The sequence below is a fragment of the Martinezella hainanensis genome, assembly GCF_900094555.1.
In the GTDB taxonomy this organism is placed as follows: Bacteria; Pseudomonadota; Alphaproteobacteria; order Rhizobiales; family Rhizobiaceae; genus Rhizobium; species Rhizobium hainanense.
The window spans coordinates 24,459-38,591 of record NZ_FMAC01000011.1; the positions used below are offsets into that span (position 1 = coordinate 24,459).

15 protein-coding genes are annotated in these 14,133 nt (G+C 61.1%); 13 read left to right on the forward strand and 2 right to left on the reverse strand.

Translation table 11 applies throughout. The annotated features are described in order from the left end of the window. Positions 1-24: 24 nt before the first annotated feature. The 6 genes from GA0061100_RS27095 to GA0061100_RS27120 all read left to right on the forward strand — a co-directional run bounded on the left by GA0061100_RS27095 (position 25) and on the right by GA0061100_RS27120 (position 6,546). Positions 25-855: an ABC transporter substrate-binding protein gene (locus GA0061100_RS27095; protein ID WP_075855960.1), complete on the forward strand. Its 831-nt coding sequence runs from the start codon at positions 25-27 to the stop codon at positions 853-855. 128 nt (positions 856-983) lie between these two features. Continuing rightward, positions 984-1,856 (forward strand): polysaccharide deacetylase family protein, encoded by an 873-nt coding sequence (locus tag GA0061100_RS27100; RefSeq protein ID WP_075855961.1) that lies wholly within the window; start codon positions 984-986, stop codon positions 1,854-1,856. Further along, entirely contained in the window at positions 1,853-2,752 is a 900-nt protein-coding gene (locus tag GA0061100_RS27105) for a polysaccharide deacetylase family protein (RefSeq protein ID WP_075855962.1), read from the forward strand. The genes GA0061100_RS27100 and GA0061100_RS27105 overlap by 4 nt, the downstream gene beginning before the upstream one ends. After that, positions 2,742-4,103, forward strand: a complete 1,362-nt coding sequence (locus GA0061100_RS27110; protein WP_075855963.1) for an MmgE/PrpD family protein — start codon at positions 2,742-2,744, stop codon at positions 4,101-4,103. The genes GA0061100_RS27105 and GA0061100_RS27110 overlap by 11 nt, the downstream gene beginning before the upstream one ends. Positions 4,104-4,151: 48 nt before the next feature. Next, positions 4,152-5,540: an argininosuccinate lyase gene (argH, locus tag GA0061100_RS27115; RefSeq protein ID WP_075855964.1), complete on the forward strand. Its 1,389-nt coding sequence runs from the start codon at positions 4,152-4,154 to the stop codon at positions 5,538-5,540. A gap of 76 nt (positions 5,541-5,616) precedes the next feature. Then, positions 5,617-6,546 carry a LysR substrate-binding domain-containing protein gene (locus tag GA0061100_RS27120; protein ID WP_075855965.1) on the forward strand — a complete coding sequence of 310 codons (930 nt, stop codon included), beginning with the start codon at positions 5,617-5,619 and terminating at the stop codon, positions 6,544-6,546. Positions 6,547-6,613: 67 nt separating this feature from the next. Here the strand turns inward: GA0061100_RS27120 and GA0061100_RS27125 are convergent, their stop codons facing one another. Beyond that, a complete protein-coding gene (locus GA0061100_RS27125; RefSeq protein WP_075855966.1) occupies positions 6,614-6,931 on the reverse strand; it encodes a hypothetical protein in 318 nt (105 codons plus the stop codon). A 174-nt stretch (positions 6,932-7,105) separates the two neighbouring features. Between GA0061100_RS27125 and GA0061100_RS27130 the strand changes: the two genes are divergently transcribed. The 7 genes from GA0061100_RS27130 to GA0061100_RS27160 are packed head-to-tail and all read left to right on the forward strand — an operon-like array spanning position 7,106 to position 13,093. Further along, positions 7,106-7,543 carry an acetyl-CoA carboxylase biotin carboxyl carrier protein gene (locus GA0061100_RS27130; protein WP_075855967.1) on the forward strand — a complete coding sequence of 146 codons (438 nt, stop codon included), beginning with the start codon at positions 7,106-7,108 and terminating at the stop codon, positions 7,541-7,543. Then, the gene (accC, locus tag GA0061100_RS27135; RefSeq protein WP_075855968.1) at positions 7,543-8,925 is read left to right on the forward strand and encodes an acetyl-CoA carboxylase biotin carboxylase subunit; all 1,383 of its coding nucleotides are present in this window, start codon (positions 7,543-7,545) and stop codon (positions 8,923-8,925) included. Before GA0061100_RS27130 ends, accC begins: the two co-directional genes overlap by 1 nt. Then, positions 8,922-9,347 (forward strand): acetyl-CoA carboxylase, encoded by a 426-nt coding sequence (locus GA0061100_RS27140; RefSeq protein ID WP_075855969.1) that lies wholly within the window; start codon positions 8,922-8,924, stop codon positions 9,345-9,347. The genes accC and GA0061100_RS27140 overlap by 4 nt, the downstream gene beginning before the upstream one ends. Then, on the forward strand, positions 9,344-10,051 hold the full coding sequence (pxpB, locus tag GA0061100_RS27145; protein ID WP_075855970.1) for a 5-oxoprolinase subunit PxpB: 708 nt from the start codon (positions 9,344-9,346) through the stop codon (positions 10,049-10,051). The genes GA0061100_RS27140 and pxpB overlap by 4 nt, the downstream gene beginning before the upstream one ends. Further along, the gene (locus GA0061100_RS27150) at positions 10,048-11,043 is read left to right on the forward strand and encodes a 5-oxoprolinase subunit C family protein (RefSeq protein WP_075855971.1); all 996 of its coding nucleotides are present in this window, start codon (positions 10,048-10,050) and stop codon (positions 11,041-11,043) included. Before pxpB ends, GA0061100_RS27150 begins: the two co-directional genes overlap by 4 nt. 30 nt (positions 11,044-11,073) lie before the next feature. Further along, positions 11,074-11,841 carry a LamB/YcsF family protein gene (locus GA0061100_RS27155; RefSeq protein WP_075855972.1) on the forward strand — a complete coding sequence of 256 codons (768 nt, stop codon included), beginning with the start codon at positions 11,074-11,076 and terminating at the stop codon, positions 11,839-11,841. Positions 11,842-11,887: 46 nt separating this feature from the next. Next, a complete protein-coding gene (locus GA0061100_RS27160; RefSeq protein WP_075855973.1) occupies positions 11,888-13,093 on the forward strand; it encodes a pyridoxal phosphate-dependent aminotransferase in 1,206 nt (401 codons plus the stop codon). A gap of 46 nt (positions 13,094-13,139) precedes the next feature. On the opposite strand, the gene nac is transcribed toward GA0061100_RS27160, so the two are convergent. Further along, entirely contained in the window at positions 13,140-14,045 is a 906-nt protein-coding gene (gene nac / locus GA0061100_RS27165) for a nitrogen assimilation transcriptional regulator NAC (RefSeq protein WP_075855974.1), read from the reverse strand. Positions 14,046-14,133: the final 88 nt, after the last annotated feature.

The following is a 14,133-nucleotide window of genomic DNA, read 5'->3' on the forward strand; positions in this document are numbered from 1 at the left end:
GAAAGATCATCAGAGGAGAATTGCATGAAACTCATTCGTCTCGCCGTTTCTGCGGCCCTTCTTTCGCTAGCGGCTACTGCCGCTTCCGCGGATTCGAGCCTGAACCTGCTCAAGGATGGCGAACTCCGCATCATGACCAACCCGATCTATCCGCCGATGGAATTCGTCAATCCGGATACCGGCACGATCGATGGCTTCGACGTCGATCTGGCAAACGCGATTGCGAAGAAGCTTAACCTCACGACCGTTTTCGTGACGTCCGCCTTCCAGGAGCTGCAGAGCGGCCTTCAGACCGGCCGCGCCGATATGATCATCTCCGGCATGAGCGACAACGTGAAGCGCCAGGCCAGCATGGACTTCGTCGATTATATCACCAGCGGCCCGATCCTCTTCACCGTCAACGCCAATGCCGGAACTTACAAGCAGGCGAGCGATCTCTGCGGCAAGACGGTTGCCGGAAGCCGCAGCACCTCCTTCGGTGACAACGTCAAGGCCTGGAGCGCTGAAAATTGCGAAGGCAAGGGCAAGCCGGCCATCAAGTTCGAGGGAACCGCGGATTCGAACGCTGCCCGTCTCGGCATGAAGCAGGGCCGCTACGATGCGGTCGTGCAAGGCATCGAAACGATCGCCTACCAGATGCGCATCGAGCCCAACACCTATACGCTCGTCGGCGAGCCGCTGCTCAGCAACGACACCTTCGGCATTGGCTTCAAGAAGGACCATACCGCGCTCCGCGATGCGGTTGCCGGCGCTCTCGACGCGCTGATCAAGGACGGCACCTATGATGAGATCCTCAAGAAGTGGGGCCTCGTCCACAATGCCGTTCCGAAGGCTGTGATCAACGGCGTCAAGTAACGTTTGAGGAGGCGCCGCGGTAACGGCGGCGCTTCCTTCTCCCATGCAGGCAATCATCGGCCGGGGCGCTTCGCGTCCGCGGATGGATGGTTGCGGCCCAAGACACCTCAAAACGCATGCAGAGTCCCATGATTGCGAAGAGTGCAACCAAATCCGCGAAACCAAGCCTGTGGCCGAAAGGCCGGCAATCGGCTGTGGCGCTTGCCTTCGATGTCGATGGCCCAACGGGCGATGCAATGCTCGACGGCTCGCTGCTTTCCAACCCCCGCTATTTCACACAAGGTGCCTATGGCCCGTGGAGGGCGCTGCCGCGGCTTCTCGATCTTCTGGCTGCGTATGGGCTCAAGGCGACGTTCTTCGTACCGACCTGGGTGGTCGAACACTGGCCGTCGCAATGCGAGCGCATCCTTCGCGATGCCCATGAGATCGCCTATCACGGCCACTATCACGAGGTCTTCATCGACTGCAGCCGCCAGCAGCAGTTGGATATTATGGGACGTTCCCGCGATATCTTCCAAAGCGGCATGGGTGTGACACCGGTCGGCTTTCGCACGCCCTCGGGTGACTGGAGCGACGAGACGGCTGAAATGCTGCACGAGTTCGGTGTCATCTATTCCAGCTCGATGCGTGGCGACGACCGGCCTTACTTTCACACGACCTCCAGCGGTCGCGGCCTGGTCGAGATCCCAGGGCGCTGGGATATCGATGACTACACCGCTCTCGCCTACAGCGAGGACCCGGATTTCCCCATCGGTCTCGACCGCATCTCCGGTTACGCAGACGTCCAGCGCAACTGGTGCGCGGAGTTCGAGGGCTACCATCGCGAAGGGCTCTGCTGGACGACGATCCTGCATCCGAAGGTCTGCGCCAAGCCCGGCCGGTTGGCGATCCTCGAAGGGCTTTTCAAAGCGATCACCTCCCATGGCGACAGCGTCTGGGCAACGCATTGCTCCGAAATCGCCAAGTGGTGGATCGTGCAACATCCGGAGAATGCCGCATGACCAGCACGGTTTCCAAAGGCTTCTGGCCGCAGGGCAAAAAATGCGCCGCAATCGTCTCCGTGATCTTCGACGACGGGCTCGATGCTGTCGCGCAGGCGCCTGACCTGAGGGGGCGCAGCAAGAGCTTTTCCGTCTGGCAATATGGCGCCACGCGCGGCGTCGAGCGCCTTTGCAATGCCTTTGCCGATGCCGGCATCTCCACGAGCTGGTTCGTGCCGGGGATCGTTGCGGAGAACCACGAAGAGCTGCTGCGCGATGTCGTGTCCCCAAGTCACGAGATCGAAAGTCATGGCTGGAATTTCGAGCGTTGCGACGCCATGCCGGCAACCGAAGGTGTCGATCTCCTGAAGCGCAGCCGCGAGAGGCTGAACGCCATCGCCTCGAATGAGGTTTCCGGCTTCCGCCTTCCGGCCGGCAACTGGCCGCGCCGCTTTGATCGCCTGCTCGTCGAGGCCGGCTATGCGTGGTCGGCATCGTTGAACGGTGACGATGTGCCCTACAGCCACGCCTCGTCGCTGGTGGAGATCCCGGTTCATAACGAACTCGAGGACCGGCCCTATTTCCAGTTCAATTTCACGCCGGCCTTCCCGAAGGGGCAAAGCCGCATCCCCTCCTACGAGGCAGTGCTCGGCAACTGGATTGCCGAGTTCGATGCCTACCGCAAATACGGCCTCTGCTACGTCATCCAGCTTCGGCCGGAGTGGACCGGCACGCCGGGCCGGATCGTGCTCGTCGAAGCCTTGCTTGCCCATATCACGAGTTTCGATGACGTGTGGTTGGCAACGGCTGCAGACGTAGCCCGCTGGCACGCCGGCAAGGGCACGATCGCGCCCAGCGACCACCCGATCAATGTCTATGAGGCCTATGTCGATGAGGAGCGGGCCGGTGAGCGGTAATCTGACTCAAGCACTGGCCGAGCTTGTCTGCTCGACGAAATTCGAAGCCTTTCCGCCCGAGACCATCCACAAGGCGAAGCTTCATATTCTCGATACGCTGGGTGCTGCGATTGCCGGCTCGGCATCGCGCGAAACCGATGCCGTCGTCGCGATGCTCGGTCTCCAGGCCGGAACCGGATCTTCCCCGATCTGGGGCCGACCGATCGCATCGGACGCGAGGACGTCAGCCTTCGTCAACGGTGTTTCTGCCCATGCCTACGAGCTTGATGACAGCGGCGGCTGCGATCATTCCGGCGCAGTTGTCCTTCCAGCGGCGCTTGCCGCGCTCGGCGACCGTAGCCAGCCGTTAAGCGGCCGCGACCTGTTGCGCAGCGTCCTGCTCGGCTACGAGGTCGGCCGCCGCGTGCTGGAAGCAGTCGGCGGCTATGAGGATCACAATGGCCTCGGCTGGCATTCGACGGGAACCTGCGGCGCGTTCGGCGCTGCCGCTGCCGTCGGCAGCATGGTGAAGCTCGATGCGAATGCGATGGCCTCCGCTCTCGGCTCGGCCTGCTCCTTTGCCGGTGGCACCTGGGCCTTCATCCATAATGGCAGCTCGACCAAGAAGCTCCATGCCGGCCGTGCCGCCGAAGGCGGCCTGATGGCTGCCTATCTGGCAGGCCAAGGGTTCGACGGCCCCGACAGCGTCTTCGAGCCGGAGCGCTGGGGCAGCTTTTTTGCGACTTTTGGAGCTGGAAAGGGCAATCCGGAGGGGCTTGTCCGCGACTTCGGAGACTATTGGCGGCTCAATCGATGCTCCATCAAGCCGCATGCCACCTGCCGCGGCACGCATGCCGGGATCGATGCGCTTGACCTGATGATGCAGAACCATGGTCTTGAGCCTGCCGATATCGCCGCCATCGAGGTCGACATCAGCGGCTTTCAGTACGGCATGTGCGGCGGCAAGGTCATTCAGTCGCGTGCACAGGCCCAGATGAGTCTGCCCTATGCGCTGGCGGCGCGGCTGCGTTACGGCAAGGTTTTTCTGGCCGAACTAGAGGAAGCCGCTTGGTCGGCAGCCGAGATCGGCCCTTTGATGGAGCGCATCACGGTGCGTATCGATCCCGCCATGAAGGACGAGGACGAGCCGGCAATCACGATTGTGACTGCCCCCGGCGAGCGACATCGGTTTGTCGTCGAATTTCCCCTCGGAGGCCCGCAGAACCCGCTGAGCGACGAGCGGCTGCTCGGCAAATATGCCGCGCTCGCCGGCATGGTGCTGCCGGCAGCGAAGGTCGACGCCATCAGCGACTTTGTTCTCGACCTCGAAAATCAGACCGACGCCCGCAGCCTGCTTGCGCTGCTTCAATAAAAGATGCACCCGGAGGAGGGCGGCATTCGTTCAAAAGGGAAGACCGCGATGAGAAATCAGAAAGAAGCCACATGGTCGCCGCTGTTCAAGCAGGCGGTCTCCAGGGATTTCGAGAGCTTTCACGAGTGCCTTGACCAGGACAAACGCATCGCCCTGCACGATGTCGCCGGATCGAAGGTCCACGCCGAGATGCTTGCCCGCGCCGGCATTCTGACCGCTGACGAAAACGGTAAAATCCAGACCGGCCTCGACCAGGTGGCGGAAGAAATGCGCTCTGGCACCTTCGAATGGAAGGCGGAGCTCGAAGACGTTCACACCAATGTCGAGGATCGGCTGATCGCGCTGATCGGCGATGCCGGCAAGAAGCTGCATACCGCCAGATCGCGCAACGATCAGGTCGCGACCGACATTCGCCTCTATGCCCGCGAGCAGCTGGATTTGTTGGCCGATGATTTGAAAACGCTGATCGGTGCCTTTGTTGAACTGGCTGAAAAACATGCCGATGCGATCATGCCCGGCTTCACCCATCTGCAGGTGGCGCAGCCGGTCACCTTCGGTCATCATCTCATGGCCTATGTCGAAATGTTCCTGCGCGATCTCGATCGCGTCGGCGCGGCGCGGGAACGGCTCAACGTTTCCCCGCTTGGTGCTGCGGCCCTCGCGGGAAGCGGCTATCCGATCGATCCCGAATACAGCGCCTCCGAGCTTGGCTTTGCCGCATCCTTTGCCAATTCGCTCGATGCCGTTTCCGACCGAGACTATGTCGTCGACGTCTGCAGCGCCGGTTCGATCATCATGGGGCACCTGTCGCGCTTCAGCGAGGAAGTGATCCTCTGGTGCACGCCGATGTTCGATTTCATCGAAGTGGGCGACCAGTTCTGCACCGGCTCGTCGATCATGCCACAGAAGCGCAATCCGGATCTCGCGGAACTGGTGCGCGGCAAGGCCGCCCGCGTCATGGGGAATCTCGCTTTTTCGGCGGCGCTGATGAAAAGTCAGCCGCTTGCCTTCAACAAGGACCAGCAGGAATCGAAGCCGCCGCTCACGGATACCCTTGAGACCGTCCGCGCGGCCGTCAGCGTCACGGCGCAGATGATCCCGACGATCACGGTGAAGCACGCAAGGATGCTTGCGGCCGCCAATCAGGGCTATTCGACGGCAACCGATCTTGCCGATTATCTCGTTCGCACCGGCCTGCCGTTTCGCGATGCGCACCATGCGGTCGCCGCGATCGTCGGTGCTGCCCGCGACAAGGCGCTCCCGACGCTTTCGGAGCTTTCGCTCGCTGACATGCAGGCCTTTGCGCCGATCATTCGCGAGGATGTCTTCGGGGTGTTGACCGTCGAAGGTTCGGTCGCCAGCCGCGATCACAAGGGCGGCACGGCGCCGCGAAGGGTCCGGGAAGCCATAGAGACGGTGCGCCGCGCGATCGCCTGAGCGCCGTCGGTTGCCATTCCATGCACATGCTTTAATGCTTGCTTTTCGAGATAGCAGCGGAGAAGCCGGGTAGGGAATGGAGCCGAGGTTCGATCACAACAGGTTGCCGCCGCTGCAGACGCTGCAGACATTTTCCGTCGTCGCGGAAACGGGCAGCTTCACGGCGGCGGCGGCAGAGCTCAATCTCAGCCAGAGTGCGATCAGCCGGCAGGTGCAGCAACTCGAGCATTATTTCGGCTGCAGCCTGTTCGAGCGCCACACTCGTAAAGTGGCGCTGACGGAACGCGGCATGGCGCTGATTCCAATCGTCGACGGACTGCTGGCGTCGTTGAAGACCTCGTTCGAGGCGACGCGAACGACGGTGCGATCCCTAACGATCCGCATGCCGCCAACCTTCGCACGCAAATGGTTCCTGCCGCGCCTGCCAGATCTTCATAGCCATCACGAAGATCTGAACATCAACATCGACACCGCCTGGTTCCTGCGGCCGACCTTTTCGGTCGGCGATATCGACATGCTGATCACCTATGGCAATGGCCATTGGCCCGGCATGGATGTGCTGCCGCTGTTGCGGGAACAGCTGACGCCGATGTGCTCGCCGCAATTTCTATCCAGGCTCGGCGATCCGCCTGAGGTTAAGAACTTGCAGAACTGCGTTCTCCTGCACTCCAATCCACGCCATAGCGACTGGACATTGTGGCTGCAGGCCGAAGGCGCCTATTCCTTCCAGGCCTCCCGTCATCAGGTCTTCGACACGCAGGATTTCGCCATGACCGCGGCGGCGAGCGGCTATGGCGTAACGATGGGCGATCTCGTCTTTTCCAGGCAGGATCTGGAAAGCGGCGAGCTGGTCGCTCCCTTCGAGCGAATCATCGACAGTGGCTACGGCTACTATGCGCTTTGGCCGGCAAGGGCCGAAGCCCGCCAGAAGGTGCGCGCCTTTTCCGACTGGCTCGGGCAAGCCTGTAATGCAACTGCCGATGGTTTTGGCAACGATCGGACCTGATATTCAAAGCAAGGGAGAATGGCGGCGAAATCAGAGGCTTGCCGACGGCGTTTCATTCAGCTCGTCATCACGCAGATGACAGGAAAATCAAAGCTTCCCACGGCCGTAGGGTTTTGATGGCCTCCATCTGCTCGGCGCAGCCATGGTAATTGCTCGATACGAGCTTGAGACCAGGCGACGCATAGGCACCGCCGTCGACGGCTGTCGTTTCTGAGGAGAGATTGGCGAGCATGACGGCACGCTCATCGCCGAGCGTCCGGATGATGATATAGAGCTGTGGGTCGTCGAGCGCCTCGAGCTTTGAATTGCCATAGGCGATCACATCATGCCAGGTGCTGTGGCTTGACTCCGAGCGTTGCGAACGACCTTTGTTCCCGATGAACAAAGTTACCGTAAGTCCTTGATAAATGGATTAACTGCAGCTGCCTGCATCGACTGCAGAGCCGCGTCATCAAAAGTTCGTTTGACCCCATCGTGAGAGCCATCGTGTAGGGAAGAAGCCAGCCAAACGCTGTCATCGTTGGATCGCGTGAGGTGCTCCGAAATACCGAGTTCTCGCATGGATCTGTCGAAGATAAAAACACTGATCGATTTTGTTGGGCGATCCAACGTTACCGAACTCACGGTAACGGAAAAGGATGTCACGGTTCGGATCTTCCGAACGTCCAGTCCGACGGATCCGTTCCCTGCAGCGCAGATGCCTGCCAGCGTAGCAACCGGCCGCGCTGAACAAGGCGGCGATGTTTCGTGCAAATCGCAGGACTCCATTGTTGTGAGAGCGCCGATCTTCGGTGTCTTGCACCGGGCGCCAGCACCTGGACAGGAGCCTTTCGTTAAGATCGGCGACGTGGTGGAGGAGGGGCAGACGCTTTTCATCATCGAAGCGATGAAGGTCTTCAACAAGATCGCAGCCCCCCAGGCCGGTCACATCGGGCACCTCACCGAAATAGATGGCGGTGAAGTTGAGACGGGCGACATACTCGCGGAGATCGCGTGATGGCGGAAGCTTTCGACAAGGCGGGGCGACGTTTCGATACGGTTCTCATTGCCAATCGGGGCGAAATTGCTGCGCGAATTCAGCGCGCTTGCCGCGAACTCGGGTTGAAGACGGTCGCGATCTGCTCCGAAGCCGATAGGCGGGCGCCTTATGGCAAGACTGCCGACACCTTTCTTTGCATCGGTCCTTCGAATGCAGCCGGCAGCTATCTCAATCAAAATGCGATCCTCCTTGCCGCGCAACTGACCGGGGCAGGTGCGATCCATCCCGGCTACGGGTTTCTGTCCGAGAACGCCGCCTTTTCCGAAGCCGTCGAGAGAGCCGGCATCGCATTCATCGGCCCCGAAGCCTCCTCGATCGCGACCATGGGCGACAAGATATCGGCAAAACGGGCAATGATCCTTGCTGGTGTGCCTTGCGTGCCCGGTCCTGACACTTCCCTTCCGGATGATCCGGCTTCGGTCGAGCGGATCGCTGAGGAGATCGGCTATCCCGTGATCATCAAAGCCGCAGGCGGCGGAGGTGGCAGGGGGATGCGGGTGGTGCTCGAGGCAGGCGAGCTGCACGAGGCCGTCGCCCTGACATCGGAAGAGGCTCGTCAGGCTTTCGGTTCCCCGGCGCTCTACATGGAGAAGTTCCTCCAGCATCCGCGTCACATCGAAATTCAGGTGCTCTGCGATGCCTATGGCAATGCCGTCTGGCTCGGGCATCGCGATTGCTCCATGCAGCGCCGGCATCAGAAGGTGGTGGAAGAGGCACCGGCACCCGGGATTTCTTCGGAAACGATAAAGCCGGTCGGCATGGCCTGCGTGCAAGCCTGCCGGCAGATCGGCTACCGTGGCGTCGGAACCTTCGAGTTCCTCTACGAAAACGGTGCCTTCTATTTCATCGAGATGAACACGCGCCTGCAGGTCGAACATCCCGTCACCGAGATGACCAGCGGGATCGATATCGTCCAGGCGCAGATAATGGTCGCCCAGGGTTTCCCCTTGGAAATACGCCAGGATGATGTGGCGTGTACTGGCCATTCCTTCGAATGCCGCATCAACGCCGAGGATCCCGAAAGTTTCCTGCCTTCGGCGGGTACGATCTCGGAATTAATCCTGCCGGAAGGGCCGGGAATCCGGGTCGATACCCATATTCATGCCGGCTATCGGGTCTCGCCTTATTATGACTCGCTGATCGCCAAATTGATCGTTCATGCGCCTACACGAGCAGAAGCGATGGCCAAAATGCGCGAGGCGCTTGCCGCCACTCGGATAGAGGGGATTTCCACCAACCTGCCGCTGCTGCGCACATTGTTGGAGGATGAAGGGTTTGCCCGCGGTGAGACGGATATCCACTATCTGGAACAATGGCTTCGGCAGAGGAGGGCGGCATGAGCGCGATCGACTTTAGTGATCCGTCAACCATCGCTGCTCTGGCCGACGCACTGACGGCAGCAGGCGTCGATGGCCTGGAAATTTCGCGACCAGATGGCAATCTGCGCATCGTGGTCTCGAAGGCCGGGGGTGCCCAAATCAGCCTGACAGGAAATGCGCAGCCTGCGCCTGCGACGTCCGTGGCGGTGGTCAAAGCGGCAATGGCGGGCCACTTCTATCCTTTGCATCCTTCGGATTCCAACGGAACCGAGCGTCTGCCTCGCACCGTCTCAAGCCAGGATGTGATCGGTTTTATTCGCGTCGGTTCCGTCCTGCTTCCCATTCCGGCCGGCAGGTCCGGTTTGCTGGCCAGGCGATCGGTAGATCCCGAAACCCTGGTCGGATTCGGTGATCCCCTGTTCGAAATCGAGCCGCTGTCATGATTGCCACTTCGAACACCGTCACATCGCCGCGCGAAATCGTTCCTGCTTCCAAGGGCCGGGCAAGGATTTCCTGCATCGGCACGCGGTCTTTCCTGCTCGAAGCACCTGGCGAATTCGATTTGCCTGCGCAGCGGAGGATCTGGGCTCTGGCGCAAACGGTCAAGGGCTGGACTGATGTAGCAGAAGTGATTCCCGGAATGACCAATCTTCTGGCGATCCTCAGGGAGACGCCAGAGGATCCCGAGCTGGTGACAGGCCGGCTTCTTGAGGCATGGAACAATGCCCAGAGCCTGGACCTCGCGGGAAAAGTCATCGAAATCCCGGTTCACTATGGCGGCGCTTATGCAATCGATCTTCCGGCCATCTGCGATTTTTGCGGCTTGAGCGATCGCGAGGTCGTGCGCATACACTATGAGGCGAGTTACCGCGTATTTGCCTTGGGAAGTGCCCCCGGTTTCGGTTACCTGCACGGGCTCGATCCGCGCATATACATGCCCCGCAAGACCGTTCCTTCGCTAAGGATGGAGAAGGGCAGCGTGACGATCGGCGGAATGCAGACGGGGGTTGCGATGCTGACGGGTCCGAATGGATGGAATTCGCTCGGCCACGCGGAACTGCAGATGTTCGATCCGACTGCCGCGCCGCCGGCTTTGATGGCGCCCGGCGATATCATCCGCTTTCTGCCGGCAAGGATCGAGCTATGATCGAGATCATCGAAACCGGCCCATTCAACACGATCCAGGATCTTGGTCGCCCCGGCTACCGCGACATCGGCGTCACAGCCAGCGGCGCGATGGACCCTCTTGCGGTGAAGATCGGCAATATCCTTGTTGGCAACGACGACGATGCGGCGGCCATAGAGGTTCAGACCTTTCCGTTCAAACTGCGGTTCGGAACGGGTGCCGTCTTTGCCGTCACGGGCGCGGATGGTAGCCCGGTGCTGGACGATCGGGAGCTGATTGCCTGGTGCACCCACGTCGCCGAGCCTGGCCAGATCCTCGAGCTAAAGCAGCCACCTAGGTTAGCGCGCGCTTACATCGTCTTTCGTGGAGGGCTGGATGTGCCGGTTCTCATGGGCTCGCGCAGCACGTCGCTGCGTGGCGGCTTCGGCGGCAATGCCGGTCGAGCGCTCGTCAACGGCAACCGGATTGATTTTGGCACATCCGCCGATGCGCTCCCCCTGCCGGCAGGTGGTCTTGCCGTCGTCGAGCCTGCAGTGGCGCTAAAGGATGTTTTTCCGGCTCCGGTCGACGGTGTTCTATCCGTCCGTGCGGTCGTTGCCGGCGAACATGAGCTATTTGCCGCCGATGGCGAGGCCTTCTGGAACCAGAGCTGGAGGATATCGTCGAGCAGCGACCGCACCGGCTATCGCCTGTCCGGCGAACCGATCAAACCGACGGCGACAGTCGAGATGCGCTCGCATGGCGTCGTGCCTGGCGTGATCCAGGTCCCGCCGGCCGGCGAGCCGATCATTCAGATGAGCGATGCCAATACCGCCGGTGGCTATCCGAAGATTGCCGGCGTCGTCGAATGCGATCTGTGGCGGCTTGGCCAGGCTCGGATCGGCACCCGGCTCCGTTTCGTCCGCTCGACGCATGCCGAGGCGCGCGCGGTGGAGCAGGCCGTTGCCCGCTATGTCGAGGATGTCAGGCGGACGTCGCAAATGGTCAAGCGTGCCTTGAAGGCAATGGCCTGACGGCAACTAGGGGCATCAAGGGAGGAAACGATGAAGATCGATCTGAATTCCGACATGGGCGAGGGTTTTGGTCCCTATCGGCTATGCGACGACGAAGCGATGATGAAGATCGTCTCATCGGCCAATATCGCCTGCGGTTTTCATGGCGGCGACCCGGACACGATGGCGCGCATGGTTCGCCTCGCGAAGGAAAACGGCGTGGGTATCGGCGCGCATCCGGGTCTGCCGGATCGGCCCGGTTTCGGCCGGCGCGAGATGCCGTTCCAGCCGGACGAGCTTCGCCAGCAGATGCTCTATCAGCTCGGCGCATTGATCGCGATCGCCAGGAGCGAGGGCATGAGTGTCGGACATTTCAGCTTTCATGCGGCGATGGGCAATATGGTCAATCGCGATCCAGCGCTCGCCGATCTGATGATGAATGCCATTGCCGCGGTCGATCCGCGTCTGGTCGTCTTCGTGACATCAGGCAGTGAAATCGAAAAGGCGGCAAGGCGCGCGAAACTCAAGACGATGGCGCTGTTTCTGGCTGACCGCGCCTATGATGCCGACGGCAGGCTCGTTGCCCGCGGTCTGCCGGGCGCGCTGGTCAAGGACGAGGCCGCGGTCCGCACACGGGTGCGTCGCTTTCTGACGGATGGGACCGTCGAGGCGATCGACGGCAGCACGCTTGAAATGCGAGCCCGATCGATCCTCGTCCACAGCGATACGCCCGGCTCGCTCGACCTTGCCCGCGTCATCCGAAGTGAAATCGAGGCTTCCGGCGCCACCTTGGCGCCTGCGGCCGAACTCGCATCTTGATGTTGCTGGCCAGCAAGTTTTTCTTTTCCATTGAAAGAGCACGCCAATGCCTTCCACAGCCGATCGTCTGAAGAACGTTTCCATCTCCGCCTCCGCCGCCATGACCCAACGCGCCCGCGAACTGGCCGCCAAGGGCATCAAGGTTGTCAGCCTCTCCTCGGGGGAGCCGGATTTTTCGACACCCGCCCATGCGATCGAGGCAGCGCATGCGGCCGCACTTGGCGGCGACACCAAATATCCGCCGATGGATGGCACACCAGCGCTGAAGGCTGCAATCAGCAGAAAATTCAAGCGCGACAACAATCTCGATTATGATGCAAACCAGATCGTCGTTTCCGGCGGCGGCAAGCAGGTGATCTTCAATGCGATGCTGGCCACCTGTAATCCAGGCGACGAGGTCGTCATTCCCACGCCGTCCTGGGTCAGCTACGCCGACATCGTCAAGTTTGCCGGTGGTGTCCCGGTCGCCGTCCCCTGCTTCGAGCAGGCCGGGTTCAAGCTGCGTCCGGAAGACCTCGAGGCTGCGATCACGCCGCGCACCAAATGGCTTCTCCTGAATTTTCCGAACAATCCGACGGGTGCCGCCTGCTCGCGCGCGGAAATGGCCGCGATCGCCGAAGTCATGCTGCGCCATCCGAACGTCTGGATCCTGACCGACGATATCTATGAGCATCTGGTCTATGACGGGTTCGAATTCTGCACGATAGCCGATGCCGAACCGAGGCTTTACGACCGGGTCCTGACGATGAACGGCGTCTCCAAGGCCTATGCCATGACCGGCTGGCGCCTGGGATACTGCGCCAGCGGATCGAAGGAATTGATTGCCGCGATCAGCAACGTCAACGGTCAGAACAGCGGCGGCATCGCAACCGTCACGCAGGCAGCGGCGATCGCAGCACTGGACGGACCGCAGGATCTCCTGAAGGAGCGGGCGGCGATCTACAGGGACAGACGCGACTTCGTGCTCGATCAACTGTCGAAGGTCGATGGACTGCGCTGCCACAAGCCGGAAGGCGCCTTCTACATCTATCCCAATATGTCCACCCTGATCGGCAAGACCACCAAGGGCGGTCGCAAGATCGAGACGGACGTCGATTTCGTCATGGCGCTGGTCGATGAGCACCATGTCGCGACAGTGCAGGGCTCCGCTTATGGTATGAGCCCTTATTTCCGCATCTCCTATGCGACAAGCATGGAAAAGCTTGGCGAGGGCTGCGCCCGCATCGCCGAGTTCTGCCGCGATATGCGCTGACCGGTGATCCCTCGTGCTTCCGGCCCGGCCTACGGGCCGGAAAACTCTATAATTTCAGCTGCTCGGTCAGCTCGACGAGGATGTCCTTGACCGCGAATGCCGGCTCCGACAGCGAGTTCTGGTCGGATGTGCAAAGCGACAGCGTTTCCTCGATCCGCGGCGAAATCAGCCGGCAGACCAGCGGTTCGCTCGATTCGGAGACGATACGGTCGGCAATCGCCTTCGGCATGATGGTCGCGCCAAGCCCGCCGCCGACGGCGCGCGCCAGTGTTCGCACGATTTCGACTTCGGCCACGACCTTCAGATTGATGCGGCTGCGCGTGAAGGCGGCATCGACGGCCCGGCGCACGAAATTGTAGGCCGGCGGCAGCAGCATCGGCATGCCGTCCAGCGCGCTGACCGGCACGGGTTTCTGGTCCGGGTCGATCGCGAAATTGCGATGGGCAACGAGATAGAATTCCTCCCTCAGGATCGGCTCGAACCGCACGCCCTTGATCGGCCCCGTGCCGTGGATCAACGCCATTTCCAGCCGGCCGGTCATGATCATCTGGCTATAGGTCTGACCGACGCTCTCCGTCAGATGAAGCAGAATTCCGGGGTGCCTCTTGCGTGTTTCCGCCAGGAGATCGACCGAAAGCGTGGCGGCGCTGCTGAAAGGCACGAGGCCGACCGAGACGCGCCCGGCAAGCGAATTGCCGGCTGCGGCAGCATCGGCCTGCGCCTGCTCCATCTGGCGCAGAATGATCTGCGCGTGCCGATAAACCGCATGCCCGGCATCGGTCATGCTGACGCCCTGCTGGCTTCGGATCAGGAGTTTCTGGCCGAAATGTTCCTCGAGCGCCGCCAATTGCTGGCTGAGTGCCGGCTGGGCGAGATGCAGGATATCGGCGGCCCGCGTGATGCTGCCGCTATCGACGATAGCGATGAAGGATTTGAAGCGTCTGATATCCATGGCTTTGGGTACTGTTCTGTCTTTACGGGGCATGTTTGCAGACGCGCATCTGTTTTGCAACGCGCGCCGATGTCGGAACGCCATGCGG

Bases quoted from the DNA above. Each gene is read 5' to 3' on its own strand.
- pxpB (WP_075855970.1), top strand. From the start codon at position 9,344: ATGATTGCCACTTCGAACACCGTCACATCGCCGCGCGAAATCGTTCCT.
- GA0061100_RS27100 (WP_075855961.1), top strand. From the start codon at position 984: ATGATTGCGAAGAGTGCAACCAAATCCGCGAAACCAAGCCTGTGGCCG.
- GA0061100_RS27120 (WP_075855965.1), top strand. From the start codon at position 5,617: ATGGAGCCGAGGTTCGATCACAACAGGTTGCCGCCGCTGCAGACGCTG.
- GA0061100_RS27105 (WP_075855962.1), top strand. From the start codon at position 1,853: ATGACCAGCACGGTTTCCAAAGGCTTCTGGCCGCAGGGCAAAAAATGC.
- GA0061100_RS27160 (WP_075855973.1), top strand. From the start codon at position 11,888: ATGCCTTCCACAGCCGATCGTCTGAAGAACGTTTCCATCTCCGCCTCC.
- nac (WP_075855974.1), bottom strand. From the start codon at position 14,045: ATGGATATCAGACGCTTCAAATCCTTCATCGCTATCGTCGATAGCGGC.
- GA0061100_RS27130 (WP_075855967.1), top strand. From the start codon at position 7,106: ATGGATCTGTCGAAGATAAAAACACTGATCGATTTTGTTGGGCGATCC.
- accC (WP_075855968.1), top strand. From the start codon at position 7,543: ATGGCGGAAGCTTTCGACAAGGCGGGGCGACGTTTCGATACGGTTCTC.
- GA0061100_RS27095 (WP_075855960.1), top strand. From the start codon at position 25: ATGAAACTCATTCGTCTCGCCGTTTCTGCGGCCCTTCTTTCGCTAGCG.
- argH (WP_075855964.1), top strand. From the start codon at position 4,152: ATGAGAAATCAGAAAGAAGCCACATGGTCGCCGCTGTTCAAGCAGGCG.
- GA0061100_RS27140 (WP_075855969.1), top strand. From the start codon at position 8,922: ATGAGCGCGATCGACTTTAGTGATCCGTCAACCATCGCTGCTCTGGCC.
- GA0061100_RS27155 (WP_075855972.1), top strand. From the start codon at position 11,074: ATGAAGATCGATCTGAATTCCGACATGGGCGAGGGTTTTGGTCCCTAT.
- GA0061100_RS27150 (WP_075855971.1), top strand. From the start codon at position 10,048: ATGATCGAGATCATCGAAACCGGCCCATTCAACACGATCCAGGATCTT.